27 protein-coding genes, 1 tRNA gene and 1 pseudogene are annotated in these 26901 nt (G+C 70.0%); 24 read left to right on the plus strand and 5 right to left on the minus strand.

Going from position 1 to position 26901, the window contains the following annotated elements:
• The first annotated feature begins 7 nt into the window (after positions 1 to 7).
• Entirely contained in the window at positions 8 to 391 is a 384-nt protein-coding gene (locus ACZ6TI_RS10740; protein ID WP_465344763.1) for a hypothetical protein, read from the plus strand.
• Here the strand turns inward: ACZ6TI_RS10740 and ACZ6TI_RS10745 are convergent.
• Together ACZ6TI_RS10745 and ACZ6TI_RS10750 are read right to left on the minus strand one after the other, a co-directional pair.
• Positions 388 to 1065 carry a hypothetical protein gene (locus ACZ6TI_RS10745; RefSeq protein ID WP_465344764.1) on the minus strand — a complete coding sequence of 226 codons (678 nt, stop codon included), beginning with the start codon at positions 1063 to 1065 and terminating at the stop codon, positions 388 to 390. The genes ACZ6TI_RS10740 and ACZ6TI_RS10745 overlap by 4 nt on opposite strands.
• A gap of 74 nt (positions 1066 to 1139) precedes the next feature.
• On the minus strand, positions 1140 to 1751 hold the full coding sequence (locus tag ACZ6TI_RS10750) for a hypothetical protein (RefSeq protein ID WP_465344765.1): 612 nt from the start codon (positions 1749 to 1751) through the stop codon (positions 1140 to 1142).
• Between the two features lie 162 nt (positions 1752 to 1913).
• On the opposite strand from ACZ6TI_RS10750, the gene eno reads away from it, so the two are divergent.
• The 16 genes from eno (at position 1914) to ACZ6TI_RS10830 (ending at position 14200) form a co-directional block, all read left to right on the plus strand.
• Positions 1914 to 3197 (plus strand): phosphopyruvate hydratase, encoded by a 1284-nt coding sequence (gene eno / locus ACZ6TI_RS10755; RefSeq protein WP_465344766.1) that lies wholly within the window; start codon positions 1914 to 1916, stop codon positions 3195 to 3197.
• Positions 3198 to 3304: 107 nt separating this feature from the next.
• Complete coding sequence (locus ACZ6TI_RS10760) at positions 3305 to 3886, plus strand: FtsB family cell division protein (RefSeq protein ID WP_465344767.1); 582 nt, start codon at positions 3305 to 3307, stop codon at positions 3884 to 3886.
• A 17-nt stretch (positions 3887 to 3903) separates the two neighbouring features.
• The gene (locus ACZ6TI_RS10765) at positions 3904 to 4401 is read left to right on the plus strand and encodes a DUF501 domain-containing protein (RefSeq protein ID WP_465344768.1); all 498 of its coding nucleotides are present in this window, start codon (positions 3904 to 3906) and stop codon (positions 4399 to 4401) included.
• Entirely contained in the window at positions 4401 to 4901 is a 501-nt protein-coding gene (locus ACZ6TI_RS10770) for an amino-acid N-acetyltransferase (protein ID WP_465344769.1), read from the plus strand. The genes ACZ6TI_RS10765 and ACZ6TI_RS10770 overlap by 1 nt, the downstream gene beginning before the upstream one ends.
• A 10-nt stretch (positions 4902 to 4911) precedes the next feature.
• Complete coding sequence (locus ACZ6TI_RS10775) at positions 4912 to 5823, plus strand: Ppx/GppA phosphatase family protein (protein WP_465344770.1); 912 nt, start codon at positions 4912 to 4914, stop codon at positions 5821 to 5823.
• Between the two features lie 43 nt (positions 5824 to 5866).
• Entirely contained in the window at positions 5867 to 6196 is a 330-nt protein-coding gene (locus ACZ6TI_RS10780) for a PadR family transcriptional regulator (protein WP_465344771.1), read from the plus strand.
• Positions 6193 to 7146 carry an HAAS signaling domain-containing protein gene (locus tag ACZ6TI_RS10785; RefSeq protein WP_465344772.1) on the plus strand — a complete coding sequence of 318 codons (954 nt, stop codon included), beginning with the start codon at positions 6193 to 6195 and terminating at the stop codon, positions 7144 to 7146. Before ACZ6TI_RS10780 ends, ACZ6TI_RS10785 begins: the two co-directional genes overlap by 4 nt.
• 48 nt (positions 7147 to 7194) lie before the next feature.
• Positions 7195 to 7596 carry an LppU/SCO3897 family protein gene (locus ACZ6TI_RS10790; RefSeq protein ID WP_465344773.1) on the plus strand — a complete coding sequence of 134 codons (402 nt, stop codon included), beginning with the start codon at positions 7195 to 7197 and terminating at the stop codon, positions 7594 to 7596.
• 7 nt (positions 7597 to 7603) lie between these two features.
• The gene (locus ACZ6TI_RS10795) at positions 7604 to 8341 is read left to right on the plus strand and encodes a uracil-DNA glycosylase (RefSeq protein ID WP_465344774.1); all 738 of its coding nucleotides are present in this window, start codon (positions 7604 to 7606) and stop codon (positions 8339 to 8341) included.
• Positions 8342 to 8351: 10 nt separating this feature from the next.
• Positions 8352 to 9059, plus strand: coding sequence for a DUF4129 domain-containing protein (locus ACZ6TI_RS10800; RefSeq protein ID WP_465344775.1), 708 nt, complete (start codon positions 8352 to 8354; stop codon positions 9057 to 9059).
• Complete coding sequence (locus ACZ6TI_RS10805; protein ID WP_465344776.1) at positions 9056 to 9664, plus strand: hypothetical protein; 609 nt, start codon at positions 9056 to 9058, stop codon at positions 9662 to 9664. Before ACZ6TI_RS10800 ends, ACZ6TI_RS10805 begins: the two co-directional genes overlap by 4 nt.
• A gap of 14 nt (positions 9665 to 9678) precedes the next feature.
• Positions 9679 to 10668, plus strand: coding sequence for an AAA family ATPase (locus ACZ6TI_RS10810; protein WP_465344777.1), 990 nt, complete (start codon positions 9679 to 9681; stop codon positions 10666 to 10668).
• A complete protein-coding gene (locus ACZ6TI_RS10815) occupies positions 10661 to 12022 on the plus strand; it encodes a DUF58 domain-containing protein (RefSeq protein WP_465344778.1) in 1362 nt (453 codons plus the stop codon). The genes ACZ6TI_RS10810 and ACZ6TI_RS10815 overlap by 8 nt, the downstream gene beginning before the upstream one ends.
• Before the next feature lies 1 nt (position 12023).
• Positions 12024 to 12593: a hypothetical protein gene (locus ACZ6TI_RS10820; protein ID WP_465344779.1), complete on the plus strand. Its 570-nt coding sequence runs from the start codon at positions 12024 to 12026 to the stop codon at positions 12591 to 12593.
• Between the two features lie 92 nt (positions 12594 to 12685).
• Positions 12686 to 14041 carry an NAD(P)/FAD-dependent oxidoreductase gene (locus ACZ6TI_RS10825; RefSeq protein WP_465344780.1) on the plus strand — a complete coding sequence of 452 codons (1356 nt, stop codon included), beginning with the start codon at positions 12686 to 12688 and terminating at the stop codon, positions 14039 to 14041.
• A 74-nt stretch (positions 14042 to 14115) separates the two neighbouring features.
• Positions 14116 to 14200, plus strand: a tRNA-Leu gene (locus ACZ6TI_RS10830).
• A 295-nt stretch (positions 14201 to 14495) separates the two neighbouring features.
• Here the strand turns inward: ACZ6TI_RS10830 and ACZ6TI_RS10835 are convergent.
• Positions 14496 to 14732 (minus strand): annotated as a pseudogene (locus ACZ6TI_RS10835) (dihydropteroate synthase); the annotation flags it as partial.
• Positions 14733 to 15140: 408 nt separating this feature from the next.
• On the opposite strand from ACZ6TI_RS10835, the gene ACZ6TI_RS10840 reads away from it, so the two are divergent.
• Both ACZ6TI_RS10840 and ACZ6TI_RS10845 read left to right on the plus strand, forming a co-directional pair.
• Positions 15141 to 16196 carry an ImmA/IrrE family metallo-endopeptidase gene (locus tag ACZ6TI_RS10840; RefSeq protein WP_465344781.1) on the plus strand — a complete coding sequence of 352 codons (1056 nt, stop codon included), beginning with the start codon at positions 15141 to 15143 and terminating at the stop codon, positions 16194 to 16196.
• A gap of 115 nt (positions 16197 to 16311) precedes the next feature.
• Positions 16312 to 17409, plus strand: a complete 1098-nt coding sequence (locus ACZ6TI_RS10845; protein ID WP_465344782.1) for a hypothetical protein — start codon at positions 16312 to 16314, stop codon at positions 17407 to 17409.
• On the opposite strand, the gene ACZ6TI_RS10850 is transcribed toward ACZ6TI_RS10845, so the two are convergent.
• Positions 17378 to 18001 carry a hypothetical protein gene (locus tag ACZ6TI_RS10850; protein WP_465344783.1) on the minus strand — a complete coding sequence of 208 codons (624 nt, stop codon included), beginning with the start codon at positions 17999 to 18001 and terminating at the stop codon, positions 17378 to 17380. The genes ACZ6TI_RS10845 and ACZ6TI_RS10850 overlap by 32 nt on opposite strands.
• 1095 nt (positions 18002 to 19096) lie before the next feature.
• Positions 19097 to 20035, minus strand: coding sequence for a hypothetical protein (locus tag ACZ6TI_RS10855; RefSeq protein ID WP_465344784.1), 939 nt, complete (start codon positions 20033 to 20035; stop codon positions 19097 to 19099).
• Positions 20036 to 20998: 963 nt separating this feature from the next.
• On the opposite strand from ACZ6TI_RS10855, the gene ACZ6TI_RS10860 reads away from it, so the two are divergent.
• The 5 genes from ACZ6TI_RS10860 (at position 20999) to ACZ6TI_RS10880 (ending at position 26900) form a co-directional block, all read left to right on the plus strand.
• Positions 20999 to 21328, plus strand: coding sequence for a hypothetical protein (locus tag ACZ6TI_RS10860; RefSeq protein ID WP_465344785.1), 330 nt, complete (start codon positions 20999 to 21001; stop codon positions 21326 to 21328).
• 528 nt (positions 21329 to 21856) lie between these two features.
• The gene (locus ACZ6TI_RS10865; RefSeq protein ID WP_465344786.1) at positions 21857 to 22582 is read left to right on the plus strand and encodes a hypothetical protein; all 726 of its coding nucleotides are present in this window, start codon (positions 21857 to 21859) and stop codon (positions 22580 to 22582) included.
• Positions 22583 to 22591: 9 nt separating this feature from the next.
• Positions 22592 to 23869 (plus strand): helix-turn-helix domain-containing protein, encoded by a 1278-nt coding sequence (locus ACZ6TI_RS10870; protein WP_465344787.1) that lies wholly within the window; start codon positions 22592 to 22594, stop codon positions 23867 to 23869.
• Positions 23870 to 24009: 140 nt separating this feature from the next.
• Positions 24010 to 24603 carry a toll/interleukin-1 receptor domain-containing protein gene (locus ACZ6TI_RS10875; RefSeq protein WP_465344788.1) on the plus strand — a complete coding sequence of 198 codons (594 nt, stop codon included), beginning with the start codon at positions 24010 to 24012 and terminating at the stop codon, positions 24601 to 24603.
• Positions 24600 to 26900, plus strand: coding sequence for a hypothetical protein (locus ACZ6TI_RS10880; RefSeq protein ID WP_465344789.1), 2301 nt, complete (start codon positions 24600 to 24602; stop codon positions 26898 to 26900). The genes ACZ6TI_RS10875 and ACZ6TI_RS10880 overlap by 4 nt, the downstream gene beginning before the upstream one ends.
• The last annotated feature ends 1 nt before the right edge of the window (position 26901 follow it).

Consider the following 26901-nt stretch of genomic DNA (forward strand, 5'->3'; position numbering starts at 1 on the left):
TGGGCCGGTGCTGAATCTTGATGATGCGACGCTGGCCACGATCGGCCGGATGACCGTGGCGGCCACCGATCTCGAGCACCTGCTCGCCTGGATCGGCGCCGATCAGGCCGGGGGAGACGCGGATGCGGTCTTCGCGCGGCCGGGCGAGCCGCTGGCCGCCGCGCGCGGGTCGGTGCAGTTGGTGGCCCCGCCGATGCGCGAGGAGATCGTCGCGGCGGTCGAGGCGGCCGGGGTGCGGCTGGCGGTGAGCCAGGCCGCGCTGCGCCGCCTCTGGACCGACGAGCACCCGGTCGATCCGGCCGTCTTCGACGACATCACCGCCGATCTGGTGCGCTGCCGCGACTGGCTGCACGACTTCTTACAGGCGCACCTGGGCGTCTCGGTCGCCTAAGAGGTGATGCGGGCGCCGGCCGGGGGATCGAAGGCGCCGGCCGGGGCGTCGGCCTCCAACTCCGTCATGGTCATGTCGATGCCGGCGCCGCTCAGCGTGCCGCGAAAGCTGCCCAGCACGCCGTCGGTGGTGACACAGGCGGTGAACTCGCGGGCCGTCGCGTCGTCGACGCCGGACAGGTCGAGGCAGGTGGCGTGGTGGCCGGCGATCGTGGTGTCGCGCGCCTGGACGGTGACCGCGGCGTCGAGCGCGGCCGCGTCGAGCAGGGCCAGCACGGTGGCCGGTGCGGCCAGCCCGCTCTGCTGGGCCGCGCCGAATGACTTGGCCGCGACCGGCGCGCCGCCCCCGGGCCGTGCCGCGATCGTGCAGGCCGGCGGCTTGTCCGCGGTGCAGGCGGTGACCGTCTCGTCGGTGATCAGCAGGCGGCCGGCCGGGAAGTCGTAGGACGCCCGCGGCGGGTTCTGCGCCTGGGCCAGGGTGGCGCTGCCGCCGCCGGACAGATGGTAGGACGCCGTGTAGGTCAGCGTGCCGGACGCGGTGAGCTGGGTGGCCATCGCCGACACCAGGTCGTTGCGGGCGATGCCCTGGGCCGAGGCCGCGTCGTCGCCGCACCCGGCCAGCAGCAGCAACGCGGTCAGCAGACCGGCGGCTGCGCGGCTTCGGGTGGCGAGCACGCAGACCACCTAAGCGGATGAGCGCAACCGGGCGCAAACCGAATTACCCACCTGTGCGGAGAGCTACCGAAGCGTCACGAACCGGACCTGGTGCGGGCCAGCAGTTGCTGCCGCAGCACGTAGCGGCGGATCACCTGGGCCTGGGACTCGTCCGAGACCAGCGTGGCGACCACCTCGACCGACATCGGGCCGCGCTGGGGCAATCGCTGCCGCAGCGAGTCGACCTTGGTGGCCACCGCGGTGAGCTCCAGGATCTCCTCGTCCAGCTGCACGCGCAGGCGGATCTCGTCACCGGCGTGCAGCGTCACGTCCGCGAAGTGCGCCCGTACGCCCTGCTCGCTGATGTCGCGGATCCAGCCGGCCGCGTCCACCGACCCGGGCCGGCGCAGGATCACCTGTTCGCCCCCGCCGCCGCGCACGAAGTTGCGATGCTGCTCGATCTCGGGCCGGCCGACCGGCGTCACCTCGACCCGGCTCTCCTCGACCGCGGCCACCGTGACGGTCAGCACATAGCGTCCGCGGGGGCCGGCCGGCCAGCGCAGCGTGACCGTGGCCCCGACCGGCGGCGCCAGCGCGGGCGCCAGCGACAGCGTGCCCGCGTCGATCACGCGCACGCCGGTCAGCGGCTCGTCGGCGGCGGTCAGCTCGACGAGGGTGCCTGGTGGGGGTAGCAGCTGTTCGCTCATGACCTCTGTGAGATCGGCATCCCGCGACCAGGCCTGAGGCATTGGGGAGGCATTCAAGGGCGCTGCCACGGCCGCGAGCGCGGCTCGATACGCTTCGCTCGTGGTCGGCCGCAAGGTGGCGGTCGCGGCAAACCCGTAACGAACGCAAGGAGCTGCAGACAGATGGCCACCATCGAAGTGATCGTCGCCCGGGAGATCCTGGACTCGCGAGGCAACCCGACCGTCGAGGTCGAGGTCGGCCTGGACGACGGCTCGGTCGGCCGCGCCGCGGTCCCGTCCGGGGCGTCCACCGGCGCGTTCGAAGCGATCGAGCTGCGTGACGGCGACAAGAGCCGCTACCTGGGCAAAGGCGTCCAGAACGCGGTCAGCAACGTCGAGGACAGGCTGGCCGACGAGCTGATCGGTTACGAGGCCGACGAGCAGCGGCTGATCGACTACAAGATGCTCGACGTGGACGGCACGACGGACAAGTCCGAGGTGGGCGCCAACGCGATCCTGGGCGTGTCGCTGGCCGTCGCCAAGGCCGCCGCGATCTCCGCCGAGCTGCCGCTCTACCGCTACCTGGGCGGGCCGAACGCGCACCTGCTGCCGGTGCCGATGATGAACATCCTGAACGGTGGGGCGCACGCCGACTCGAACGTCGACGTGCAGGAGTTCATGATCGCGCCGATCGGGGCGCCGACGTTCTCCGAGGCGGTCCGGACCGGCGCCGAGGTCTATCACGCGCTCAAGTCCGTGCTGAAGAAGAAGGGTCTGTCCACCGGGCTGGGCGACGAGGGCGGCTTCGCGCCGAGCCTGCCGACCAACGCCGCGGCGCTGGACCTGATCGCCGAGGCGGTGGCCGCGGCCGGCTTCAACCTGGGCACCGACATCGTGCTGGCCATGGACGTGGCGGCGACCGAGTTCCACAAGGACGGGTCGTACGTGTTCGAGGGCTCGCCGAAGTCGACCGAGGAAATGATCAACTACTACGCCAAGCTGGCGGAGACCTATCCGATCGTGTCGATCGAGGACCCGCTGTCCGAGGAGGACTGGGCCGGCTGGTCGGCGCTGACCGCGCAGCTCGGCGACAAGCTGCAGATCGTCGGCGACGACCTGTTCGTGACCAACCCGATCCGGATCGGGCGCGGCATCGCCGAGCGCGCCGCCAACGCGGTGCTGGTCAAGGTCAACCAGATCGGCTCGCTGACCGAGACGCTGGACGCGGTCGACATGTCGCACCGGGCCGGCTTCCGCACGATGATGAGCCACCGGTCGGGTGAGACCGAGGACACCACGATCGCCGACCTGGCCGTCGCGGTCGGCAGCGGCCAGATCAAGACCGGCGCCCCGGCCCGGTCCGACCGGGTCGCGAAGTACAACCAGCTGCTGCGCATCGAGGAGGGACTGGGCGACGCCGCCCGGTACGCCGGTGCGGGCGCGTTCCCGCGTTACCGCACCGCATAGTCACCGCACGACGGATCATGTGAGTTGTGGCATCGACGTCGCGGGGCATACTTTCTCCGTAGCTGGTGCCGCAACTCCATGACCAGGTGACACCGGGGAGGGCGGGGATGACGCAGCGCCGCATGCCGAGCGGCCAGGGTCCGGCGCGCCGCCCGAGCCGCGCTGCCCGGCCCACACAGCGGGTGCGGGTGCGCGACACCGCATCGACCCGGGTCGAGCCGCGGGCCGCCGGCAAGGCCGCCCGTCCGGTGGCGGCCCGGCGCGCCGCGGGCGCGAAGAGCGCGGTGAAACGGACGGTCGCTCCCCGGCCCAAGGCGTTCACCGGCCGCGCCACCGTCCTGATCGTGGTGTTCGTGGCGCTGGTGCTGGCATACACCTATCCGGTGCGGACCTACCTCGCCCAGGAGTCACAGATCGCCAAGGCCAAGGCGGCGCAGCAGGACCAGCGGGAGTTCATCGCCGACAAGGCCGATGAGGTGGCGCTCTGGCAGGACCCGGAATACGTGGAGTCGCAGGCGCGCGCCCGGCTCTTCTACGTGAAGCCGGGCGAGGTGCCGCTGATCGTGCTGAACGACCCGGAGGGTGCGGCCCGGGACGCCGGCAAGGCCCCGGTCGCCGCGGCGCCCGACCGCTGGTACGACACGATGTGGTCCAGCCTGGAAGCCGCCAACTCGGAGCCCAAGAGCTAGGTGTAGCAAGAGAGCACATGGATACCCCCCAACAGACCGATCTGGACATCGTCGAGGCTCAGCTCGGGCGCCGCCCCCGTGGCACCCGATCGATCGCGCACCGCTGCCCGTGCGGCAATCCGGACGTGGTGGAGACCGCACCGCGCCTGGACGACGGCACGCCGTTCCCGACGCTGTTCTATCTGACCTGTCCGCACGCCACCGCCGCGTGCAGCCGGCTGGAGTCGGCCGGCGTGATGCGCGACATGCAGGAGCGGTTGTCCACCGACCCGGAGCTCGCCGCGCGATACGCCAAGGCGCACGAGGACTACCTGGCCCGGCGCACCGCGATCGAGGACGTGCCGGAGATCGCGCGGGTGTCCGCCGGCGGCATGCCCGACCGGGTGAAGTGCCTGCACGTCCATCTGGGCCACGCGCTGGCCGCCGGGCCGGGGGTCAACCCGTTCGGCGACGAGGTGCGCGACGCCATCGGGCCCTGGTGGAGTGGCGGGCCCTGCGTGGCCGAGGCGCAGTGATGCAGATCCAGGTGCGCCGGGCGCGCACATCCGACGTCAAGGCCATCCGGGCGCTGGTGGACACCTACACGGCGGACCGGCGCTTGCTCAGCAAGGCTACGGTCACGCTCTATGAGAGCGTCCAGGAATTCTGGGTGGCCGCCGACGAGGCCGGGCAGGTCGTCGGCTGCGGCGCCCTGCACGTCATGTGGGAGGACCTGGCGGAGATCCGCACGGTCGCCGTCGATCCCGCCTGCCGCGGTCTCAAGATCGGCCACCGGATAGTCTCCGAGCTGCTCGACGTGGCCCGCGCGCTGGGCGTGGCCCGGGTCTTCTGCCTGACCTTCGAGACCTCGTTCTTCTCCTCGTTCGGATTCGCCGAGATCGACGGGGCGCCGGTGCCGCACACGGTCTACGAGCAGTTGCTGCGGTCCTACGACGAGGGCGTCGCCGAGTTCCTGGAGCTGGAACGGGTCAAGCCGAACACGTTGGGAAACACGAGAATGCTGCTGCACCTGTGAGAGAGAAGCCATGAGAGTCGCGGCGATCGACTGCGGCACCAACTCGATCCGCCTGCTGATCGCGGACGTGAGCGGCGAGCGGCTGACCGATGTGGCCCGCCGGATGGAACTGGTCCGGCTGGGCGAGGGCGTGGACCGCACCGGGCGGCTGCAGGACGCGGCGATCGAGCGTACCCGTCAAGCCTTGTTGGGTTATGCGATGGAGATCGCCGAACTGGGCATCGAGCGGGTCCGCATGGTGGCCACCTCGGCGTCGCGGGACGCGAAGAACGCGGACGACTTCCGCACGATGGTCCGCTCGGTGCTCGGCATCGACCCGGAGGTGATCAGCGGCGCGGAGGAGGCGGCGCTGTCCTTCACCGGCGCGGTGCACGGCCTGACCGGCGAGCCGCCCTTCCTGGTGGTGGACATCGGCGGCGGCTCGACCGAGTTCGTCACCGGGATCGGCGCGGTGGAGGCGGCGATCTCGATGGACATCGGCTGCGTGCGGATGACCGAGCGGCACAAGCTCTCCGATCCGCCGACGGCGAAGGAGATCGCGGCGGCCGAGAAGGACATCACGGCGGCGGTGGACAAGGCGCTCGCGGCCGTGCCCGGCCGCCTCGCCGGGACGCTGGTCGGGCTGGCCGGTTCGGTCACCACCGTCGCGGCGCTGGCTCTGGACCTTCCGGAGTACGACGCGAGCCGCATCCACCACGCGGTGCTCTCCTCCGACCAGGTCGCCAAGGTGACCGCCGACCTGCTCGCGATGACCGTGGCGGAGCGCCTCGCGCTGCCGGTGATGCACCCGGGCCGGGCCGACGTGATCGGAGCCGGCGCGCTCATCCTGCGGATCATCATGGAACGCGCCGAGAAGCACTTCGTGACGGCGAGCGAGCACGACATCCTGGACGGCATCGCCTACGGTCTGGCCCTCGGCTAGCGTTCCTTGACGCTACTTCGCAATGCACAGTAGTGTGCATCGCGTGGATACGACGCAGCTGCTGAAAGGCGTCCTCGACCTGGCCGTCCTGGCGGCGCTGCGCGACGAGGACGGCTATGGCTATGACATCCTCCGCCGGCTGCGCACCGCGGGTCTGGAGGAGGTCGGCGACGCCTCGATCTATGGCACCCTCCGGCGACTCTTCAACGGCGGCCTGCTGAACACCTACGTGGTGCCCAGCGACGAGGGACCGCACCGGAAGTACTACGCGCTCAACGCCGCCGGCCGGGCCGAGTTGCAGCGCTCGGGCAAGATCTGGCACGAGTTCGCAACGACCATGGACGATCTTCTTCGCGAGCGGGGGACGGCGTGAACGCAACCGAGACCGACGAGATCGGCGAATATGTCGAGGCGGTCCGGGCCGCGCTCGCAGGGCTGCCCGAGGCGACCCGCGACGAGCTGCTCGAGGACCTCGCCGAGCACCTGGCGGAGGTGCTCGCCGACGACGTCGGCACGCTCACCGAGCGCCTCGGCCCGCCGTCGGTCTATGCGGCCGAGCTGCTCGCCAGCGCGGGTTATGTGGGCGGCGGCTTCCCCGACCCGCCGCCGCCGTCGCGCGCCCGCCCGCTGCTCGACCTGCGCGAGGCCTGGGCGCGCCGGCTGCGGGCCGTCGACCACAAGACCGGACCCCTTTTCGGGAGCGCGAAAGCCAGCGACTTCCTGGCCCTGCTGCGCCCGGCATGGTGGGTGCTGCGTGGCTATCTGATCGCCATGGTGCTGGCCGACGGTCTCGAACAGCGGAGCCCGATCGGCCTGCTGCCCCGGGTCGGTGGCAGTGATGTGATCGCGCTGCTGCTGCTTTCCGTCTGCGTCCTCGCCTCGATCTGGTTCGGCCGGCGTCGCTTCGAACTGAAGCCGGGCCCGCGGATCGGGCACATCGCGGGCTCCGCGGTGCTGGTGCTGATCGCGCTGGCCGGGTTCATGAACGCCGACTCGAGCAGCCGGCAGAGCGACTACATGGACGTGAACTACAACGACCCGTACAGCCACGTGCAGGACGTCTTCGTCTATGACCAGCAGGGCAAGCTGATCGAGGGGGCGCGACTGTTCGATCAGGACGGTCAGCCGATCCGGCTCGGCTCACCCTATTGTGACTACGCGCAGACCGAGAACGGCGTGGTGGCGAGCGCGGAGCTGACCCCGGACACCTATCCGTACTGCGCCCACAACGCTCCGTTCGTGTTCCCCGGTCCGTCCGCGTCGGCGCCCTCCGCGCCGGCCGCCCCGGCGGCGCCATCGTCACCGGCCGCGCCCGGCAACTGAGGGGCCCGGGGGTCGCGGCGGTGGCGCCGAGTCGGTACCGTCACGACCGTGAATGAGCCCGACCAGCAGACGCTCGAGCCGCCGATCGCGGCCGCGCCTCGGCGCGGATCGATCGCCTTCAAGATCTTCATCCGGATCCTGCTGGCGCTCACGGTCGGTGTCTCGGTCTTCGCGGTCAAGGCCTACCTGTTCGGCGACCACGCCCGATCGGCGCAGGTCGGCGACTGCGTCAGCGGCCCGGGCGCCGAGGTGACCGATCAGATCGCGGCCCGGGCCAAGGTGGTCGACTGCGGGTCGGCGGACGCGCAATTCCAGGTCACCGGGCGGGTCGCGGGGGTCACCGACACCGAGAGTCCGGAGTGCGACAAGTTCTTCAACGAGGGCGAGAAGTTCATCGTCTACTCGAGCACCAGCAGCGGCGGCTACCTGCTCTGCCTCAAGCCGCGATAATCGGCGGGTGCCCACCCGTACTGCTGAAGAGGTCGTCGCCGACGCGGCGCACGCGCCCGACCTGCCGCGCCTCGACGCCGCGATCGCGGACTGCTTCGCCTGCGGGCGCCTGGTCGCCTGGCGGGAGAAGGTCGCGCACGAGCGCCGCGCGGCATTCCGTGACCAGGAGTATTGGGGCCGTCCCATTCCCGGGTTCGGTCCCGCGGACGCCTCGATCGGCATCCTCGGCCTGGCGCCGGCCGCGCACGGCGGCAACCGCACCGGCCGCATCTTCACCGGCGACCGATCGGGTGACGTGCTCTTCGCCGCGCTGCACCGGGCCGGCCTGGCCAACCAGCCGACCAGCGTGTCCCGCGACGACGGCCTCACCCTCGCGCACACCCGGATCTTCGCGGCGGTGCGCTGCGCGCCGCCGGACAACAAGCCGCTGCCGGTCGAGCGCGACACCTGCGCGCCCTGGCTGCATCGCGAGCTCACCCTGATCAAGCCGACCCTGCGGGTGGTGGTCGCGCTGGGCGCGTTCGCCTGGGCCGCGTGGTGGCCGGCCCTCCCTTCCGTGTACGGCCTCCGCCCGCCCGTCCCACGCCCGAAGTTCGGGCACGGCGCCCAGGTCAGCGTGCCCGCGACGCCGGCGCTGCTGGGCTGCTACCACGTCTCGCAGCAGAACACGTTCACCGGCCGGCTCACCCCGGCGATGCTCGACGAGGTGCTGGCCCGTGCCAAAGCCCTCGCGGGCCTGGCATGATGCGTGCTCGATGGATCTCGCCGCACTTCGTCGCTGGTGGCCGCTGGCCGCCGTCCTCGGGCTGCTCTTCCTCGCCTCGGTCGCGGCCACCCGTTCCGAGCCGCAACTCGAGCGGATCAACCCGGCCGCCGAGGAGACCGACTCCGCGCCGCTGCTGCCCACCCAGCCGCTGGCCACGGCGAATGCGGAGGAGGGCACCGGCAGCGGCCCCGAGCCGGCCACCGGCCTGCCCGACTGGGTCGGCACCGCCGCGCTGGTCGTGCTGGGCATCGCCGCGCTGATCGTGGTCGCGCTGCTGGTCTGGGCGATCATTCGTGATCAGGCCCGCCGCCGGGCCCGCCGGGCCGGCCGCCGCGAGCCGGGCCGCCCCGAGCCGAACACCGCCGAGGACCTGGTCGCCGCGCTCGACGCCGGCATCGAGGAGCTCTCCGACACCGACCGTGACCCCCGTCGCGCGGTGATCGCCTGCTGGGTGCGGCTGGAGCAGGCGGCGGCCGCGGCCGGCACCGCCCGGCTGGCCGGGGACAGCCCGACCGACCTGGTCGGCCGGCTGCTGCGCGAGCAACAGGTGGACGCCGGCGTGCTCGCCGCGCTGCTCGAGGTCTACCGCCAGGCGCGCTACGCCACCCGCACGGTGGACGACCAGATGCGTGTGCAGGCCCGGTCCGCGCTCGAGCGGCTGCGCGCCGACCTGGGCGCCGGCGCGGTGCACGCGTGAGCCGCGAGCGCGAGGCCGGTGGCCTCGACGACCTGTTCGCCTCGGCCCGCGAGCCGGCCCCCGAGATCGAAGCCGAGCCGCAGCCGGAGCGGCCGCCGTCCCGGGCCGGCTGGATCATCCGCAACCTGCTGCTGGTCGCGGTCGCCACCCTGGTCACCGTGGCCGGGCTGCGGATCGCCGGCATCCGGGTGTCGATCCTGATCATCGTGTCCGCGTTCGTCGCGCTGCGGCTGCTGATGCTGGCCGTGTCCGAGGTGGCGCCGCCGCCCGCGCCACGCGCCGCCCGCAGCAGTCGCGGCGAGGAGAGCGCGGCCTACCACTGGGCCGCCGCCGACTCGCTGCGCAGCTCGGTGCGCCGCTGGGAGCAGCGCCTGGACTGGTCGCAGTCGGACGCCGATCGGTTCTCGCGTAACGTGCTGCCGGTGCTCGCCGAGCTGACCGACGAGCGGCTGCGGCTGCGGCACGGGCTCACCCGTGCCTCGGATCCGCGCCGCGCCCGGGAGCTGCTGGGCGAACCGCTCTGGCTGACGCTCTCCGAGCCCGGCCGGCGGCCGCCGAAGAAGGCCGACCTCGCGACGTTTGTGGAAGCGCTGGAACGACTGTGACAAGGAGCAATTCGGTGGCGGAGTCCCTTCCTCCCTTTGAGGTCGGCCGGTTGGCCGGTGCCGTGCTGGACTCGGTCGGCACCGTGGTGGTCGGCAAGCGGGACTCGCTGGAACTGGTGCTGGCCGGCATCCTGGCCGGCGGGCACGTGCTGCTCGAGGACCTGCCCGGCCTGGGCAAGACGCTCACCGCGCGGTGCTTCGCGCAGGCGCTCGGCCTCGACTTCCGCCGCCTGCAGTTCACCCCCGACCTGCTGCCCGCCGACGTCACCGGTTCGTTCCTCTACGACCAGCGCAAGGGCGACTTCGCGTTCCGGGCCGGTCCGGTGTTCACCAACATGCTGCTGGCCGACGAGATCAACCGCACGCCGCCGAAGACGCAGGCCGCGCTGCTCGAGGCGATGCAGGAGAAGCAGGTCTCGGTCGAGGGCGTGACCTATCGGCTAGACCCGCCGTTCCACGTGCTGGCCACCGCCAACCCGATCGAATACGAGGGCACGTACCCGCTGCCCGAGGCCCAGCTGGACCGCTTCATGCTGCGGGTCTCGTTCGGCTATCCGACCGCCGAGGAGGAGTGGGACGTGCTGCGCCGGCGGATGATCCGCCGCCAGGAGGAGGCCCAGCTCGCCCCGGTGGTGGACGCCACGGTCCTGCAGGCGATGCAGGCCGCGCTCGAGTCGGTGGTGGTGGAGGACTCGATCGGGCGGTACATCGTGGCGCTCACCTCGGCCACCCGCGAGCACGCGTCCGCGCTGGTCGGCTCGTCGCCGCGTGGCTCGCTCGCGCTGCTGCTGCTGGCCCGGGCCCGCGCGGCGATGGCCGGCCGTGACTTCGTGGTGCCCGAGGACGTCAAGGACGTCGCGGTGCCCGCGCTGGCCCACCGCATCACGCTGCGGCCCGAGATGTGGCTGCGCAAGGTCGACCCGCAGTTCGTGGTCGAGGAGGTGCTGTCCGCGGTTCCGGCGCCGGCCAGCGGCGCCATGCCCACCTACGCGCGGCATGAGTGACCTGCCCCGGCTGCGGCTCGCCGTGCCACAGGCGGATCTCGACGATCCGCTAGGCGGGCCGGCCTGGGTGCCGACCCGGGCGCTCGGCCGCACGGTGTTGCTCACCGGCCTGCTGCTGGTGCTCGGCGTGACGCTGGGCCGGGTCGACCTGGTGCTGCTCGGTGCGCCGTTCGCGATCGGCGCCGCGCTGGCGCTGCGCAAGATGCCGCGGTCGGCGCCCGAGGTGACCATCGACGCGGACCAGGAATACCTGGTCGAGGGCGGCGAGGTGCGCGGCGGGCTGACCGTCGCCAACCCGGACGTGATCGACTACGACCTGGTCGTGGTGCGCACCAAGGCGTCGCCCTGGGTGGCGCTGGAAAACGCGGACCGGCCGTTCGCGATCTCGGTGGGCCAGGACGACTGGACCTCGATCGAGCTGACCGGCGACGCCAAGCGCTGGGGCCGGCACGACATCGGCCCGGCCGCCGCCCGGGTGGCCGCCTGCGTCGGCCTGCTGGCCTGCCGGCCGGTGGTCACCGAGGGGCGCGGCGTGCGGGTCTATCCGGTCACCGAGCCGTTCGCCGCGGTCGAGGCGATGCCGGCCGCGGCCGGTCTGGTCGGCAACCACCGCTCGCGGCGGCCCGGCGAGGGCGGCGAGCTGGCCGGGGTGCGCCCGTTCGCGCCCGGCGACCGGCTGCGCCGCATCGACTGGCGGGTCTCGCTGCGCACCCGCGACCTGCACGTGGCCGCCACCCTGTCGGACCGCGACGCCGAGGTGCTGCTGCTGCTCGACGTGCTCGGCGAGGCCGGCGTCTCCGGCGGCGTGAACGGCAGCGCCTCGGTGCTGGACACCACGGTGCGGGCGTCCGCGGCGATCGCCGAGCACTACCTGAAGCGCGGGGACCGGGTGTCGCTGCTCGAATACGGCGCCAATGCGCGGCGGCTGCGGCCCGCGACCGGCCGGCGGCAATATCTGACCGTGCTCGAGTGGCTGCTGGACGTCAAGGCGGACAGTGCCGACGAGTCGGCGTACGAGCACGCCTTCGGCACTCACCACGTCTCCTCGGACGCGCTGGTCGTGGTGCTCACCCCGCTCGTCGACCCGCGCTCGGCGGACATGCTGGCCCGGCTCACCCAGTCCGGCCGTTACACCGTGGCGGTGGACACGCTGCCGGACGGGCTGGCGCCGCCGATGCGCGGCCAGTGGACGCCGCTCGCCACCCGGCTGTGGCGGATCGAGCGGGAGAACGTGCTGGGGCGGCTGCGGGAGCACGGCGTACCGGTGGTGTCCTGGGCCGGCGCCGGCAGCCTCGACCTGGTGCTGCGTGACGTAGCCCGGCTGGCCTCGGCGCCGCGCGGCAGGGGGCGCTGACGTGCTGGAGGGCGTGACCGAGCGGATCACCCGCATCCAGGTGGCGATCCAGCGCGCGACGCTGGTGCCGCTGCTGGTCAAGGGCGGCATCGCGGTCAGCTTCGTGCTCGCGATGGCGGTGGCCTGGCCCGAGGCGGTGCTGAACAGCGGCTACGTCATGGTGTTGATGCTGGTCGCGGTCTTTCCGGCGCTCGCGCCGCGGGGCCGTGCGCCCAGCATCGCCATCCTGGCCGTGGTCGGCGGCTGGGTCGCGGACACGAGCTACTTCGACGACCGGGTCGCACTGTGGCGGGTGATCGCCATCGGCACGCTGCTCTATCTCGGGCACACCCTGGCCGCCCTGGCCGCGGTGCTGCCGTTCGACGGCGTGGTGCACCTCGAGGTGCTGGGCCGCTGGCTCACCCGGGCCGGCGTGGTGGTGCTGATCTCGGCGGTGCTCACGGTGATCGCGCTGGGCCTCGCCGAGGTGCTCTCCGGCGGCGCCTTCGTGCTCGCCACGGTGGTCGGCCTGGCCTGCGCGGTGGGCGCGACGCTGCTGCTGGCAAGGCTGCTGCGACGTCCCGGAAACTAACGTTTTACATGTGTCGAGGAGCACCCCTCCACCGGTGTTGTGCTGCGTCACAACACCCCGTTCGGTGAGTGTCTCCGCCGGACAATAGGCAGGTGAGACCGCAGCGTGTGATCGTCGTCGGGGCAGGACATGTGGGGCTCTACGCAGCCCTGCGCCTGTCGAAGAAGCTCAGTGCGCGGCAGGCCGAGATCGTGGTGATCGACCCCCAGCCGCACATGACCTATCAGCCGTTCCTGCCGGAGGCCGCGGCCGGCAACATCTCGCCCCGCCACTCGGTGGTGCCGCTGCGCCGCGCGCTGAAGCGCTGCCGCATCGTCTCCGGCGAGGTCACCCGCATCGAGCACGCCCGCAAGACGGTGACCATCCAGCCCATCGAGGGCCCGGCCACCGAGATGACCTACGACCACATCGTGGTCGCGCCCGGCTCGGTGTCGCGCACCCTGCCGGTCCCCGGGCTGCGCGAGCGCGGCATCGGCTTCAAGACCATCGGCGAGGCCATCTATCTGCGCAACCACATCCTCGACCGGCTCGACGTCGCGGCCGTCACGCCCGACCCCGAGGTCCGCCGGGCGTCGCTGACGTTCGTCTTCGTCGGTGGTGGCTACGCCGGCATCGAGGCACTCGCCGAGATGGAGGACGTGGTCCGCGACGCGCTGGACGGCTACCCCGAGCTGCGCCAGGACGAGGTGCGCTTCGTGCTGGTCGAGGCCACCCAGCGCATCCTGCCCGAGGTCGGCCCCGACATGGGCGCCTATGCGGCCCGCCAGCTCGACAGCCGCGGCATCGAGCTGCGTCTCGGCACCCGGCTGGAGTCCTGCGTGGACGGCTGGATCGAGCTGTCCGACGGCGAGCGGTTCAAGGCCGAGACGCTGGTCTGGACGGCCGGTGTGAAGCCGTCACCGATGCTCGACCTGACCGACCTGCCCCGCGGCCCGCGCGGGCACGTCACCGCACTGCCGACGCTGCAGGTGGTGGACGGCGACCGGGTGCTCGACGGCGCGTGGACGGCCGGCGACTGCGCCCAGGTGCCCGACCTGACCAAGCCCGGGGCGTTCTGCTCGCCCAGCGCGCAGCACGCGGTGCGGCAGGCGGCGGTGCTGGCCGGCAACATCCGGCTGGCGATCATCGGCGGCGAGCTGAAGAACTACAAGCACAAATATGCGGGCAGCGTCGCCAGCCTCGGTCTGCACAAGGGCGTGGCACAGGTCTACGGCATCAAGCTCAAGGGCCTCCCGGCGTGGTTCATGCACCGCACCTACCACGTGAGCCGCATCCCCTCGTTCAACCGCAAGGCGCGCGTGGTGGCCGACTGGACGCTGGCGTTCCTCTTCAAGCGGGAGACCATCTCGCTCGGCCAGCTGCACGAGCCGCGCGAGGAGTTCACCGACGTGACACCACCCCTGACCAGCCACACCGCGGCCGAGCCGGTGGGTGCCGGGGTCCGGTAGGACCGATCGAACCACCCGTCCGGCGTCTTGCCGGACGGGTGGCAGCGGCTACGGTGAAGCACAGTCCAACCCCGGCCCGGGTGGTGGAACGGCAGACACGGCCGCCTTAAAAGCGGCTGCTCTCAACAGGGCGTGCGGGTTCGAGCCCCGCCCCGGGCACAAATTCCGCAACCTGTTTTGCCTGGTCAGGCCTTGGTCAACAATTTGATCCCAGTGGTGCGCTGGATTCAGGCTCCACGCAATGGTCGTTTCTGCAGGTCAGAGTGTTGGCTGGGCGTTTGAGGTCGTGGTGCCGGGGGTCACGCAAAGCCTCCGCACGCTTCGCTGGTTCGAGCGGAACAGGAACCGTTCGTGACGCCGCCGAGGAGCAGGGGGATCTCCAGCCCGCGGCGATCCATCTCGGCCGCGAAGCCGACCATCTCCTCCGGCGACGGGGTGATCAGCCCGGACGGGCGCCGGCGTCCACGATGCCCATGTCCATGCCGGCGGCGACGGCGTGATAGAGGAAGACCGCGTGGATCGCCTCCCGCACGGCGTTATTGCCGCGGAACGAGAAGGACACATTGGACACCCCGCCGGACACCAGGGCGCCCGGCAGGTTCTGCTTGATCCAGCGCGTCCCCTCGATGAAGTCGACGCCGTAATTCGGGTGCTCCTCGATGCCGATGGTGTTCACCGCGCCGATAGGCGGCCCGTGGAACCACGCAAAGTTCCGGGAGCGCCATTACCTGGCGATTCTGCGTCTCGCCCAAGTGCGTGGCCTTGCCGAGCACATTACCCCGCACAGCATGCTCACGAAGCCGGCGCCGGCGCCGACCGAAAGTTATGCAGCATATGGCCGGCCAAGAGGACATCGCTGCTACCACCTACAACACATACGTGCGCGTGATCGCACGGCAGCGGAAGGCCGGGTGCCTCCGCCACCGTCGGAGGCACCCTGCTCGCACTCGCTGTCAGCGGCTCCGGCGTCATGACCAGAGAACGAAGTCGAGGAATAAATTTTGGCCAGAAACTGAGGCTCGTCCTTGCGGTTAGAAGGCGTGCTCGGATAACGTTGCGCTCGTCGTTGGTGCAGCCTGCAGACCGGAGGTGAACTGAGGTGGAGGCCAGCCCGGGCATGCTCATCCAGGCCAGAGAATCGCGCGGCTTTCGCCAGGGTGAGGTCGCCGACAAGATGTCGCGCCATCTCAACACCACGGTCTCGCAGGCATGGATCAGCAAAGCTGAGGCTGGGCGAGTTGCGGTTTCGGGCGAACGGCTGGAAGCGCTGTCTGCTGTGTTGGGTTACCCGGTCGCGGTGCTGTGTGCCGCACCGAAGGCTGATGGCGTAGGAATTGGGCTGATCCACCACCGGAAGAAGGCGTCGCTCGGCGCCCCCGCGCTGCGGCGCATCCATAGCCAGCTGAACTTTGGCGCCAGTCAAACCCGTCGCCTGCTTGGCGAGGGTAGTGCCCGGGAAGGTCTCTTTCGTGCACATAAACTTGCCGACGATGAGTCGCCCGAAGAAGTCGCACAACATGTGCGTCGCGAGTGGGGTCTGGGAACTGGACCGATCCGAAACCTGGTGGAGGCCTTAGAGCGGGCTGGTGCCGTCGTTCTCATGCGTGACCTGCTGACGCACGACCTTGACGCTGTTAGCACCTGGCCCCAGGGAACTGCACCGCTGTTCCTTCTGAATATCACCGCGCCCACCGACCGACGTCGGTTCAGCCTAGGTCACGAGCTCGGGCACTTGATCATCCATCACGTACCAGGCGGGACCGCGGTCCAAGAGCGCGAGGCAGACACTTTTGCGGCCGAATTCTTGATGCCGGCCCGCAGCATCAAAGATCAGCTGCGGCGAGGCGTCGACGTGAATCGTCTTGCCGAGTTGAAGCGGGAGTGGGGAACCTCCATGTCAGCGTTGATTCGCCGCGCCTTGGACCTCAACGCCCTGAGCGACTGGCAATACCGCAACCTCATGGTCGAAATGTCCATGCTGGGATATCGCAAGCAGGAGCCAGTTTCAATCAAACCTGAACATGCGACGAAGGTTACGGATGTCCTGCAGACCCTCATCAGGGATCAAGGCGCCACGGTTGAGGAGTTGGCGGCGACCGCCGGGCTCTTCCCTGACGAGTTCAAGCAGCTGTACCTAGAAATGCCGTCACATTGACGCCTAACGGCGCCGCCCGAAGAGGTGAAGTATGACGCATGACCCGACGCCGCCGTCTGACGAACGGCCGGCTGGGGCCTCCGCGGCCAGGCAACGATCGGCCGCGGAACTGGCTATGGATGACCGGATCTTCATGCTGGCCAGGCCAAAGGGCATCTTGGCAGTGCCGAAGTATCTCGATCCGGCGAACTCTGGGTTCTCGTTGTGCGGACCCACCCAGGAGCAGCGGATCGGCGAGATTGCTGGCCGGCACCGCTTGCCAGTTACGCCTGACTTGGCCCCGTATGAGACACACATGGCGACCGTGGAAGAACCGATGCGGTTCCCTCAGACGCTGTTCGGCCCTGCCGGCTACTTCCAGGACATGCGAACCCGCTCAACCGCATCGGCGGTGTTCACGCCATCGGGGTACGTCGATGCGGGGGAGCCCGCAGCGCTCAAGGCGCTCCGGGCCGCGGCTCAGGAAATCGGCCGCACTGATTTGGTGGTCGTCGTTCCATTGGACGTCACGTGGCTCCGCGACGACAAGGTCGACCAGCTCATCGCGGTCTTGAAGGGGATCCCACACCTGATCGCCTTGATTCTCGGGGGCCAGTTCAACCCGCCGGACGCCTACGCGGCCATCATGAAGAACCTTCGGCGCGTTTACCGCGAGGCGGGCAAAGTCGGCCTCTGGCGGACCGATCCGGTGACCGCATTGGACGCGATGAGCCATGGCGCCGTTTTCGCGGGCATTGGGGCCTCGACATCGCTGCGGCACCTGGTGCCGCCGGGTCAACCCGCAAAGGGGGGTGGAGGGCAGAGTAAGCCATCGATCTTCGTTCCGGATCTGCTGCACTTCTTCGGAGCGCAGAAGCTCGCTGATCTTTGGGCGAACACCGAGCCGCTCATGTGCCCATGTTCGGTCTGCGATGGCCGTGCCCTTGACCGGTTCGCTGCCGCTGGCGCCGCCATTGATGACGAGGCGCGCGCCCATAACGCAGCGTCGTGGTCGCAGCTCTGGTCACAGATGCACGGCTTGCGTACGTTGTCGGAGCGGGAACTTTGGTACGCAGGGCGTGTCCGCCGTGCGGTTGCCACTTACCAGCCCGAGAACGAGCGAATCCAGCAGCCCGGCGCGTTCAAGCCGTCGCCGACTCTCAAGCGCCTCGACAAGATGGCTGACTCTGTGCTGGCGACGGTTACCGAAGCTGTGCGTACACCTGCTCCGTGAACATCCATCCAGAGGCGGTGAAGCGTCGGCGGATGAAGCGAGGAGGCGGAGACAGTAACTCTGCCTCCTCCGCGGTTCCGATCAGCACACCGATCCCGAACTTCACGGTTTCCCGGATCAGTGCATGCGCATCGAGCGGAAGACGCGGCAACCACATCATCCTCGCGGTGAACGGCGCGAACTTGCCGGCACGCTCCAGCCCTGGTCGCCAACTCGTCGCCCTGACAATCGCCACGCCTACCTTGACTGGGGAGACCGCAAGCCGCTCGACGTTGCCGTCACTAACCCGAGCGACGGCCTTCGGGATGCGGCGCAGGAGTTTTTGATCTCGATAACTGAGTGATCGGACCGGCACCTGCCAGCCGATGGGCAGCGACATCAGGAGTTCCAGATGATCGGCGGAGAGTAGAGCGCCCATCCGCGACGCGACTCGACGTTCGTGCTCGTGCTGGTCGAACGTGTAGGCAATCATGGCGTCCGACCCGAACATCCGGACCAACGCCCAGTCCGAGTCGACCGGCACCATGTCAGCGGCAGCACGAGATGCAGACTGAACGGTGCCTAAGCAGCTGTTATGCACCGCGTTGGTCACCCAATCTCCGTCCATGTTGTCTGGTTGATCGTGATCAAGGACCTGCTCCGAGCGGCGAACACATCATGATCGTGAATCTTTCTATCATTGCCACGCGTTCGGGACTACTTGGCGGAGGCGGCGAAACCACATCAATGTCCTTTATGTCGCCATGGGGCGCCATGCCGAAGATGCTAGAGCAACGATCTAGCTCGATCGGGAGAACCGGTCCTTCTGGCGGGCGAAGTCGTCCGATCGGTATCGGCTTCAAGTCAGAGCCGATCGCTGGTCAACGTCGCGTGCGGGCGGGCGTACTTAGGCGCTCTGCAAGTCTTCGTCGCCGAAGCGGACCAGCCGGTTGAGCCGGTGACACGGGATGCGTCCCGTTGACACCCAGTACTGCTGCTCGCCCTCCACGATCCCCAACTTGAACATCGCAGCGAACCCTTCCGCCGAGGCGCCGGAGGGGCTGCTGGAGCAGTACGCCAGACCACCTCGGCCGCAGGCGCTCCGCGCCGGCTGCTGACCGACGTCGAGGGCGCCTTGTGGAAGTCGGCGTGGATCGAGGCCGGTCCGGGTCGATAAGGCCGGCCTGCCCCGCCTGGTCCGCGCCGTCGTGTCGGTCGACCTGGCCGACGCCGTCTCGGAGATGTCCGACGAGACCGGCATCGTCGCGGTCGTCGCGCTGTGGGTCAACGTCGGCGGGTTTCCCGTTGTCCGCGGGCCGCGCCTCCGGCCAGCGCGCCTATTCGCTGGTCGCGTCTGGCTGGTCGCAAACGCGCGCGCCGGTGGCGGCCGGACGGTCCGGCCGGTTCAGCGATAGTTCGGCGCGAAACCGCTGGTCAAGGCCAGAATTGGGATGCGATGGAGCCGGCAGTCCGTAGACCGCCGACCCCACCGCACCGTACTGTTGAGCTAGAACCACTTAGTAAGAACCGCTGAGAGCGGGATTCCCGTCCACGCTCCCAGCAACGTGATCGCCGTGGCTGTAACCACGAGGATCACGATGAACCGGAGGGTGGTAGCCCACCCGCCGGTGATCGCGGCCTGCACCGTGGACCACATTCCGTGGTGCGGTGCAGGCCCGTTCTCATCGGGCGGCGAAGTGCCCATTTATCACCTCCCTTGTTCGAGCACGGAGACCCGCTCCGCGCTCTTTTTCCCGGCCGGCCGGCCGGAAGTCTTCTTGAGCGGCACCTTCGGGATCTGCGGTGCCGCGGCCTCCTTACGGCGCACGGCGCGCACGGTGGCCCGCTGCAGCTCAGCGCGCGCCGCCTGGCTGTAGGGCGCCGAGAGCGCGCGATGAACGACGGCCCGCCGGCCGATAGGAGACCGTGGGTCCGCGACGTACTGCGTGTGCTCCCGCAAAAGCGAACTGAAGCCCACCTTCTCCTTCCGGAGTTCCCGGTAGCCCCGCTCAGCGGTGCGCTCCGAGATCCCGTACCACTTCTGGGCGCGCTCGATCGGCATGGCAAAGGTCTGATCCTGCGTGGTCGCCTGCAGCATGATCAGGAACATCGCCTTGCCGGGCATCGACAGCCGGTCGGCCAACCCGCTCGTCCAATAGTCGTGCGGGATGGTGAGGTAGCCCTTCCCGACCACCGAGTTCGGGCTTCCCGGGCTGGTCCACTCTTCACCCGAGCCGTCCTCGAGGAGGAGGCGATAGTGGACGCCGCGGCCGCTCGGAATCTTCTCGACGAGACTCAGTTCCTCGAGCGTCTCGAAGGCACGACCCACTGTTTGGGCAGTCCACGCTTTGGTCGAGGTTCCGAGTAGCCGAGCCCAAGTCCGGTGACTCAACGGCTCCTGGTCGTCGTCGATTTTGAGCACTGGGTCGAGCGCGAGCCGCAGCAGGTACGCGTCCAGGGCGCGTTCGTGCCGCCTGTTCACCAGCGCCGCAAGCACGGAGGCGCGAGGCTTCGCGCGGTCCGGCAGTTGGACAAAGATCTTGCGGAGCTTGGCGAACCCACGCTTCGCCCCGTGCAGCAGCGCTGCACGGGCTTCGGCGCCACTGAGGGGCGCCTCATGCTCGATTTCGGCGAACTCGTCGGTCACAGTGCGATACGGTACCGCACACCGTCACCGTTCCCAGCTCGTCAACCCGCCGACCGTGGTGTTCTCAGGTGCCACTATGAGATTCAACTGAGATGCCCCGTTGCGACTCTTCGTGCGAGACCCGTGTGACGCAAACCAGTTTGGCGGTGAGCGCCGAATCTCGGCTTCTTCGGCGCTCATCGCCAACCGCCCCGAAAATTTCTGAGTCAATTTCTGGCCGCGGGTTGCCGATCATGTCAAAAAGGACGCATCGACCGGGTGTTGCCGCCCGAAGCCAAGATCAGGAAACTCGTCGCCCTAACGGCAGGCAGGGCGTTGAGCGCGACATCGATGATCAAGATCGCGACGTCTATGGGCTACGCTGATCGACTCGCGCCGGTGCTGGCTGCGGGCCGGTCGGGAGAGATCCCTTCCGTGCCGAGGAGCAGCGGTGAAGTTTGAGATCCCCGAGAGCCTTGAAGGCCTCGACCTGGACGCGCTCGCCCAGCTGGAGACGGACGCCGTCGCGGTGTTCGACGCCCTGTGACGACGACAACCTGAGCGGCGACTGGCTGACCCCTGCTGCGCGCGCTCGCCACCATGCAGCAGGTCCACACCGAGCAAACCGCATCGAGCAGGCGGCCGCGCAGGGCGTCGCCGAGCTGGACGACCTCACCTCGTCGGTGCACGGCGGCGGCGAGGCCGAAACGGACAAAGACGGCGGTCAGGAGCAGAAGCCCGCCCCGCCCGACCTGCCGGCCGAGCGGAGCCTGCCGCGGCCCCTGACCCTGAGCCGGCGGTCGTTGCATCGCTGGCTCGCCGCGCGCCGCCAGCCGAAGGTCGGCGCCGCAGGTCGGTCCGCGGTCTTGAAGGCTGCCATGGACGTGCCGAACGTTCCGCACGGTCGCCAGTTCCGCCCGGTCGACGGCATCGCTGCGGCGTTCAACGACAAGTTTGCAGGGTTCCCGTCCGCGGGGCGCGTCGGTGCGTACCCGCATCAAGCAGGGTGTCGCCTGGATCGAGCTGCCGCACCAGGGGGTGGCCGCCGGTGGCGGCGCCAGCGGCTTCGACCTGGTGGAGCGCTCGGCCAGCGAGACGCGGCTGGAGGGCGGCAACCTCGTCGCGGCCGGCAGTTGGGGCGCCCCCAAGCGAGACTCTGTGGGACCTGTGCGAGGGCTTGGAGACGAATCAGGGCCTGCTCGACCTGCCCGGCATCACGATCCGCGCGGCGGCGAGAAGTACCCGAACAACATGGACTTCGCGATCGTTCTACTCGGCGGTCGGGTTCGTGCAAAAAGTGGAACACGTCGCTGATGGGTTCGTTATTAGAGCAGGCCGTTTGGCTCGTTGTTTCGGTATGAGCACGGGCAGCGGTAGTACGCGTGCGGGTGATGGAAATGACGAGTTCCCCGCCGCAGCGGCCGTCCAGGACTCCTCGACTGGCAGCCCACCGCGCGGCCGCAGGCGGCCGTTGAAGGTGAATGTCGAGTTCGTTGTTGTCCGCGGCGAGGAAGGAAAAGCCCTGCAACGACGTCAGTCCGCTGCCGTCAGAGAAGCGCTCGAATGGCTTGTCAACAATCCTCCTCCGGTTCAGCAATGACACGAATCTCTCGAATGAGACTGCGGGCGTTAAGTTACTTTGCTGGCAGAACGATTCTTTCGTGAACGACAAGTTGACCACGAGGTTTGGCCGCAGCGAGCGTTTGAGGGGTTCTGCGGGCCCCGCCCCGGGCACCCCGTCACCCGTCAAGGTCCTTTGGGGCGTTCTGTCCGGTTGGTGATACACCCGGGTGGACGCTCATGCCTAGCCTGGAGACCCCCGGCGGACAGGCAGGTGCGCGAGTGGTTCGGCATTGGCAGCGCCTTCGCACGTTGCGCGTCCTGTTCCTGGTTCTGGCCGGGATCGGCGCCGGCGTCCTGCTTTACTTCACGCTGCGGCTGAGCGGACTGGCCCTGTTCGCCGTCGTCGGCGGCCTCGTCGGGCTGGTCGCCGGGCTTCTGCTCTATGGGCACCGGCGCGCGGTGCGGCTGACCGAGATCACTGTCTCCGTCCCGCAGCTGGGCAGGCTGAAGTTCACCGTGACCGCCGAGAGTCAGCAGGTGGCCTGGCGCCTGTTCGTCGAGCTGGCCACCCGCATCTCGACCCAGCCGCTGCTGGACGGAAGTGGCCGGCTGCGGTCCGCGCTGAACTCGTTGCACAGCCTGCTGTCGTTCATCCGCGACCTGCTCAAGGAAAATCCGCCGTCGCGGCGGACCGGCACCGAACCGACCGTCGAGCAACTCGCGATCACGATGCTCAACAGCGAGCTGCGGCCGTTCCTCACCTTCTGGCACCGCGGCCTCAACGAGTGGCAGGAGCAGAATCCCGGCCGGACCGAGGCGGAGTGGCCGTTGAACGACCGCTGCCGCGCCGAACTCCTCGCGATGCAGCACAACCTCCGCGAGTACGTGCTGACCTTCGGCGAACTCGCCGCCGTGCCGAACGCCCAGGAGATCATCTCCGGCTCGCTGCACCTGGGCGGCCGCATCCCGGCCACCCGCTCCGCTTTGATCAACGCCGGTGACTAGCCTGACCCCATGCCGGGACAACCGCGGGACTTCGGCGCTGAGCTGCGTCGATGGAGGATCTTGGCCGGGCTGTCCCAGTCCCAGCTCGCCGGTCTGGTGCACTACAGCAAGAGCCACCTCAGCCGGGTGGAGACCGGCGGCAAGCCGCCGAGCCTGAGCCTCGCCCGGCTCTGCGACTCGGTGCTCGGCGCCGGCGGCGAGCTGACGGCTCTGGTCCGGTCCGCCGCGGACGAGCTGGCGCCGGCCGCCGCGACCACCGGAGGCGATCTCTGGCAGCTGACCATGGCGTCCGACGGGGCCGGCGATTTCGTCGTCACCCCGGCGCGCGAGCCGCGAAACTCCGGACCGGCGATGATGACGCGCTGGAAGGGCGGCAACGCCGGACCGGTGGCCGGCGGCGCGGGCGCGACCGGCGTCCTGGACGGGTTCGACCGGATGTTCAAGGACCTGCGGATGCTGGGGCAAAATATGGCGCCGGCCGGGATGGTGCCGATCCTGATCGGTCATACCCATGCGCTGCGGGCGCACGCCGTCAACGCGTCGGCGGCACACCGGTCCCGAGCCCTGCTGTCGGCGGCCCGATACGCCGAATACACCGGCTGGATGAGCCAGGAGGCGGGCGACGACCACGCCGCGCTGTGGTGGACCGACACCGCGGCGGAGCTGGCAGGCGCCGCCGGCGATCGTGACTTCAGCCCGTACGCCCTGGTCCGGCAGGCGCTGATCACGCTGTATCGGGGCGACTCCCGCGGCACGGTCGAGCGTGCGCAGGCCGCGCAGCGCGCCGACTGCTCGCCCCGGGTGCGTGGGCTCGCCGCCCAGCGGGAGGCCCAGGGCTGGGCGCTCGGCGGCGACTACGACGAGTGTCAGCGCGCGCTGGATCGTGCGGAGACGCTGCTGAGCGGTCCGGGCGACGATCTCGGGGTCGGCTCCTGGACGGTCCGCGATCCGGTGGCGCTGGCCCGCGGCTGGTGCCTCTACGACCTCGGCCGGCCCGGCGCCGCGGCCGAGGCGATCAGCGGCGAGCTGGCTCGGATCCCGCGGCCGGCGACCCGCGCCCGGGCCAGGTTCGGCGCCCGCCTCGCGCTGGCCTATGCGGACGCCGACGAGATCGAGAAGTCCTGCGAGGTGGCCGGCCCGGTGCTCGAGTCGCTGTCCGTCGTGGACTCGGCGACGATCCGGGTCGACGTCCGCGACCTGGGCCGCGCGCTCGCCCGGCGGCACCGCAACGCCCGCGCCCGGGAGTTCCTGCCCCGCGTCACCGCCGCGCTGAACGAACGGCGATAGCACCCGAACGGGTTAGTCCGATGGGGCCGGACACGCCGCCCGTTGTCCGCGCACCGGGAGACGGACAACGGCTTGTCGCGTCCCGGGCCCGCCCGCATGCTTAACTCCGCACCCGGCGCCGCGGAGGAGAACTCTCGCCGATGACCCAGATCTTCATCAACTACCGCACCGGCGACGAGAGCTTTGCGGCGGTCACCCTCGACAACGCGCTGTCCGAGAGACTCGGCGCGCAGAACGTGTTCCGGGACAGCCGATCGATCCCGCCGGGCGTGGACTTCGAGCCGATGCTGTGGCGAAACCTGGCGCGCTGCTCGCTGCTGGTGGTGGTGATCGGCCCGCACTGGTTCGCGCAGGACCGGCTGCACGACGCGGACGACTTCGTGCGCCGCGAGATCGCCTTCGCGCTGCAACTGGGCATCGACATCATGCCGGTGCTGGTCGGCGGCGTGCCCAAGCCGGGCGTGGCGGATCTGCCCGACGAGATCAAGGACCTGGCCGGCCGGCAGTACCGGCGGATCCACGCCCGCAGCGCCGACGCGGACGTCCGCGCGGTGGTCGACGACGTCGCCACGCTGCTGGACGCGCCGGACCGGGCCGCCGGCCGGGCGGCCGGCGCCGCACCGCCCCTCACCCAGTCCAACGGCGGGTCCGGCGTGCTGGTCCGGGACCTGAATGGGGACCTGGTGATGGGCGACAAGGTGGCCGGCGACAAGAAGGTGTGGCACCGCGGATGACCGCGCCCGTCCCGCCGCCACCCACGCCCGCGGCCGGCGTGACCGCGCCGATCACCCCGCCCACGCCGGTCGCCCCGACGGCGCCGCCCGCACCGACCTCCGTGCCGAAGCCCGGCCAGACCGGGACCCCGGCGACTCCGGCCGGCGCGGAAGAGGGTGGATCGTGGTCGGAGCCGGGCCAGGCCACCGCCCGCTCCGGCGAGGGCACCGCCCGGAACGCGCACTGGCGGGCCGCCCAGAACGTGCACGGCGACCACGTCAGCGGGGACAAGGTCGCCGGGAGCAAGTATGAGATGTGGGTCGCCGATCGGGTGGTGCCGCTGCGCGAGCTGTCCCTCGAGCTGGCCGAGCCGATCCAGCACGCGTACGTCGATCCGGGCGACTGGGCCGGCGTGCACGGCCGCTTCCAGGGGAGCCGGTCCACGATCCTGCGTGGACGCGCCGGCCAGGGCAAGGACGCCTGCGCGATCAAGCTGCTGAGCGACGCGACGGACGTGATCTATCAGATCGATCCCCAGGTGGACGTGGCCGCTCTGGCGGACTCCGTCGCCGAGCAGGCCGAATTGCTGCGGGCGGACGGCAAACGGATCGGCTTCCTGCTCTGCCAGCCGACCGGCGCCGGAAAGCTCCGGGGCTTCACCTTCCATACGCTGGAGAAGGTGCTCACCGCCACCGACGCCCGGCTGGTGATCACCATGCCGCCCGGCGTGCACCCGGCCGACGACGATCTCGACGTCTTCGTGATCGATCTCGACGACACCCCGGTGGACCGCTGGCAGATCGTCGCGAGCCACCTGGCCTGGCGCTGCGACGACGACATCCTGGCCGCCAAGCTGGTGGCGAACACGACGGTCCGCAAACTGGCCGCCGAGCTGGCGAACGCGGAGCAGAGCTGCCGCGCGGCCGCCGAGCTGGCCTGGATCATCCGGCTGGAGTGCACGGACGACGGCCGGATCAACGCCGCCCGGGTGCGCGAGCGGCACCGCCGGCGGCGGGACGAGAACTTCGATCTGTGGTTCGACAGCCTCGGCGGCACCGAGGAACGCAGCTTCGCCATCGCGCTGGCGGTGCTCGACGGCCTGCCCTACGAGGAGGTGTCGGCGGCCGCCCGGCGTCTGCGGCGCAAGCTGGAGAGCGACAGGCATCTGGTGCTGTCGAACGCGAGCGGCGGCGGCTCCGAGCTCAAGGTCGCGCAGCACGACCGGCTGCGCACCCCGACGGCTCGGCTGCTGCAGTCGCTGCGCGCCGAGGAGGCGCACGACAAGGCGCGATTCGCGTACGGGGTGGTGCCGGTGCACACCGTGCGCTTCAAGGACAGCGCCTATCCGCGGAAGGTCATCGAGCGGATCTGGCGTGGCTACCAGGTGCAGCCGACCCTGCTGGAATGGCTGGCCGAACTGGTCGTGTCGCCGTCCGAGCCGGTGCGCATCTTCGCGGCCAGCACGCTCGGCCTGCTGTCCCAGTTCTCCTTCGACTACCTGTGCAACTCGACCCTGCACCGCTGGGCCGACAGCAAGGACTACCGGGTCCGCGAGGCGGTGGCCTACGCGTTGCGGGAGCCGGCCGGCGATCCGGCTCTGGCCGCCAGCGTCGGTGCGGTCGTCGCCGGCTGGTACATGAACCGGGACCAGCCCTTCGCGCAGGCGACGGCGGCGCGGGCGTACGGCGTGGGGGTGGGCGGTTTCGACCCGGCTGCCGCCATCGATCGCCTTGGCCGGCTCGCCACCATCGATTCGTTCCCCGTCGCCGTCGGCATCGGCGACGCCCTGGCCGACCTCATCCTGCTCGCGCCGAAGGAGACCGCGCCGCTCGCCTGCCGGGCGTTGGTCTCCTGGTTCGACGACCGGGCCCGGCGCCGCCCCGCCCAGCTCGCCTTCCTGATCCTGGCGGACAGCCTGGTCACCTGGGAGGCCGCGGCCGAGACGGGCGACGCGGCGGGCGCCCCGGCCGGCGAGGTGCGCTGGCCCACCCTGCTGCATCTGGCCCGGGACGTCGAGGACCTGCGCGGCCCGGTGTTCACCCTCTGGCGCAAGGTGATCAAGGGGAGCGTTCTGCATGAGCTGGCGCACGACGTGCTCACCGGCTGGGCCCGGCTGGCCGAGAGCAACGCCGTGCAGCTCGACGTGCTGACCCGGCTGATCCGCTCGATCGTCAACGTGCCCGAGCCGGACGACCGGTTGCGGCGGATCGTGCTGCGTCTCGCCGAGGACTGGGTGCACCCGGAGAACCTGGTGCCCCTGCCCCGCGCCCATCAAGCGGTGGTCGCCGAGTTCACGCCGCTGAGGATGGGGAGCTGAG

The organism is Actinoplanes sp. NPDC051388, assembly GCF_055586225.1.

What these genes read in the sequence shown, in the direction of transcription:
- ACZ6TI_RS10750 (WP_465344765.1), bottom strand. Translation starts at nt 1,751, where the DNA reads ATGAGCGAACAGCTGCTACCCCCACCAGGCACCCTCGTCGAGCTGACC.
- eno (WP_465344766.1), top strand. Translation starts at nt 1,914, where the DNA reads ATGGCCACCATCGAAGTGATCGTCGCCCGGGAGATCCTGGACTCGCGA.
- ACZ6TI_RS10760 (WP_465344767.1), top strand. Translation starts at nt 3,305, where the DNA reads ATGACGCAGCGCCGCATGCCGAGCGGCCAGGGTCCGGCGCGCCGCCCG.
- ACZ6TI_RS10765 (WP_465344768.1), top strand. Translation starts at nt 3,904, where the DNA reads ATGGATACCCCCCAACAGACCGATCTGGACATCGTCGAGGCTCAGCTC.
- ACZ6TI_RS10770 (WP_465344769.1), top strand. Translation starts at nt 4,401, where the DNA reads ATGCAGATCCAGGTGCGCCGGGCGCGCACATCCGACGTCAAGGCCATC.
- ACZ6TI_RS10775 (WP_465344770.1), top strand. Translation starts at nt 4,912, where the DNA reads ATGAGAGTCGCGGCGATCGACTGCGGCACCAACTCGATCCGCCTGCTG.
- ACZ6TI_RS10800 (WP_465344775.1), top strand. Translation starts at nt 8,352, where the DNA reads ATGGATCTCGCCGCACTTCGTCGCTGGTGGCCGCTGGCCGCCGTCCTC.
- ACZ6TI_RS10815 (WP_465344778.1), top strand. Translation starts at nt 10,661, where the DNA reads ATGAGTGACCTGCCCCGGCTGCGGCTCGCCGTGCCACAGGCGGATCTC.
- ACZ6TI_RS10845 (WP_465344782.1), top strand. Translation starts at nt 16,312, where the DNA reads ATGGATGACCGGATCTTCATGCTGGCCAGGCCAAAGGGCATCTTGGCA.
- ACZ6TI_RS10870 (WP_465344787.1), top strand. Translation starts at nt 22,592, where the DNA reads ATGCCGGGACAACCGCGGGACTTCGGCGCTGAGCTGCGTCGATGGAGG.
- ACZ6TI_RS10875 (WP_465344788.1), top strand. Translation starts at nt 24,010, where the DNA reads ATGACCCAGATCTTCATCAACTACCGCACCGGCGACGAGAGCTTTGCG.
- ACZ6TI_RS10880 (WP_465344789.1), top strand. Translation starts at nt 24,600, where the DNA reads ATGACCGCGCCCGTCCCGCCGCCACCCACGCCCGCGGCCGGCGTGACC.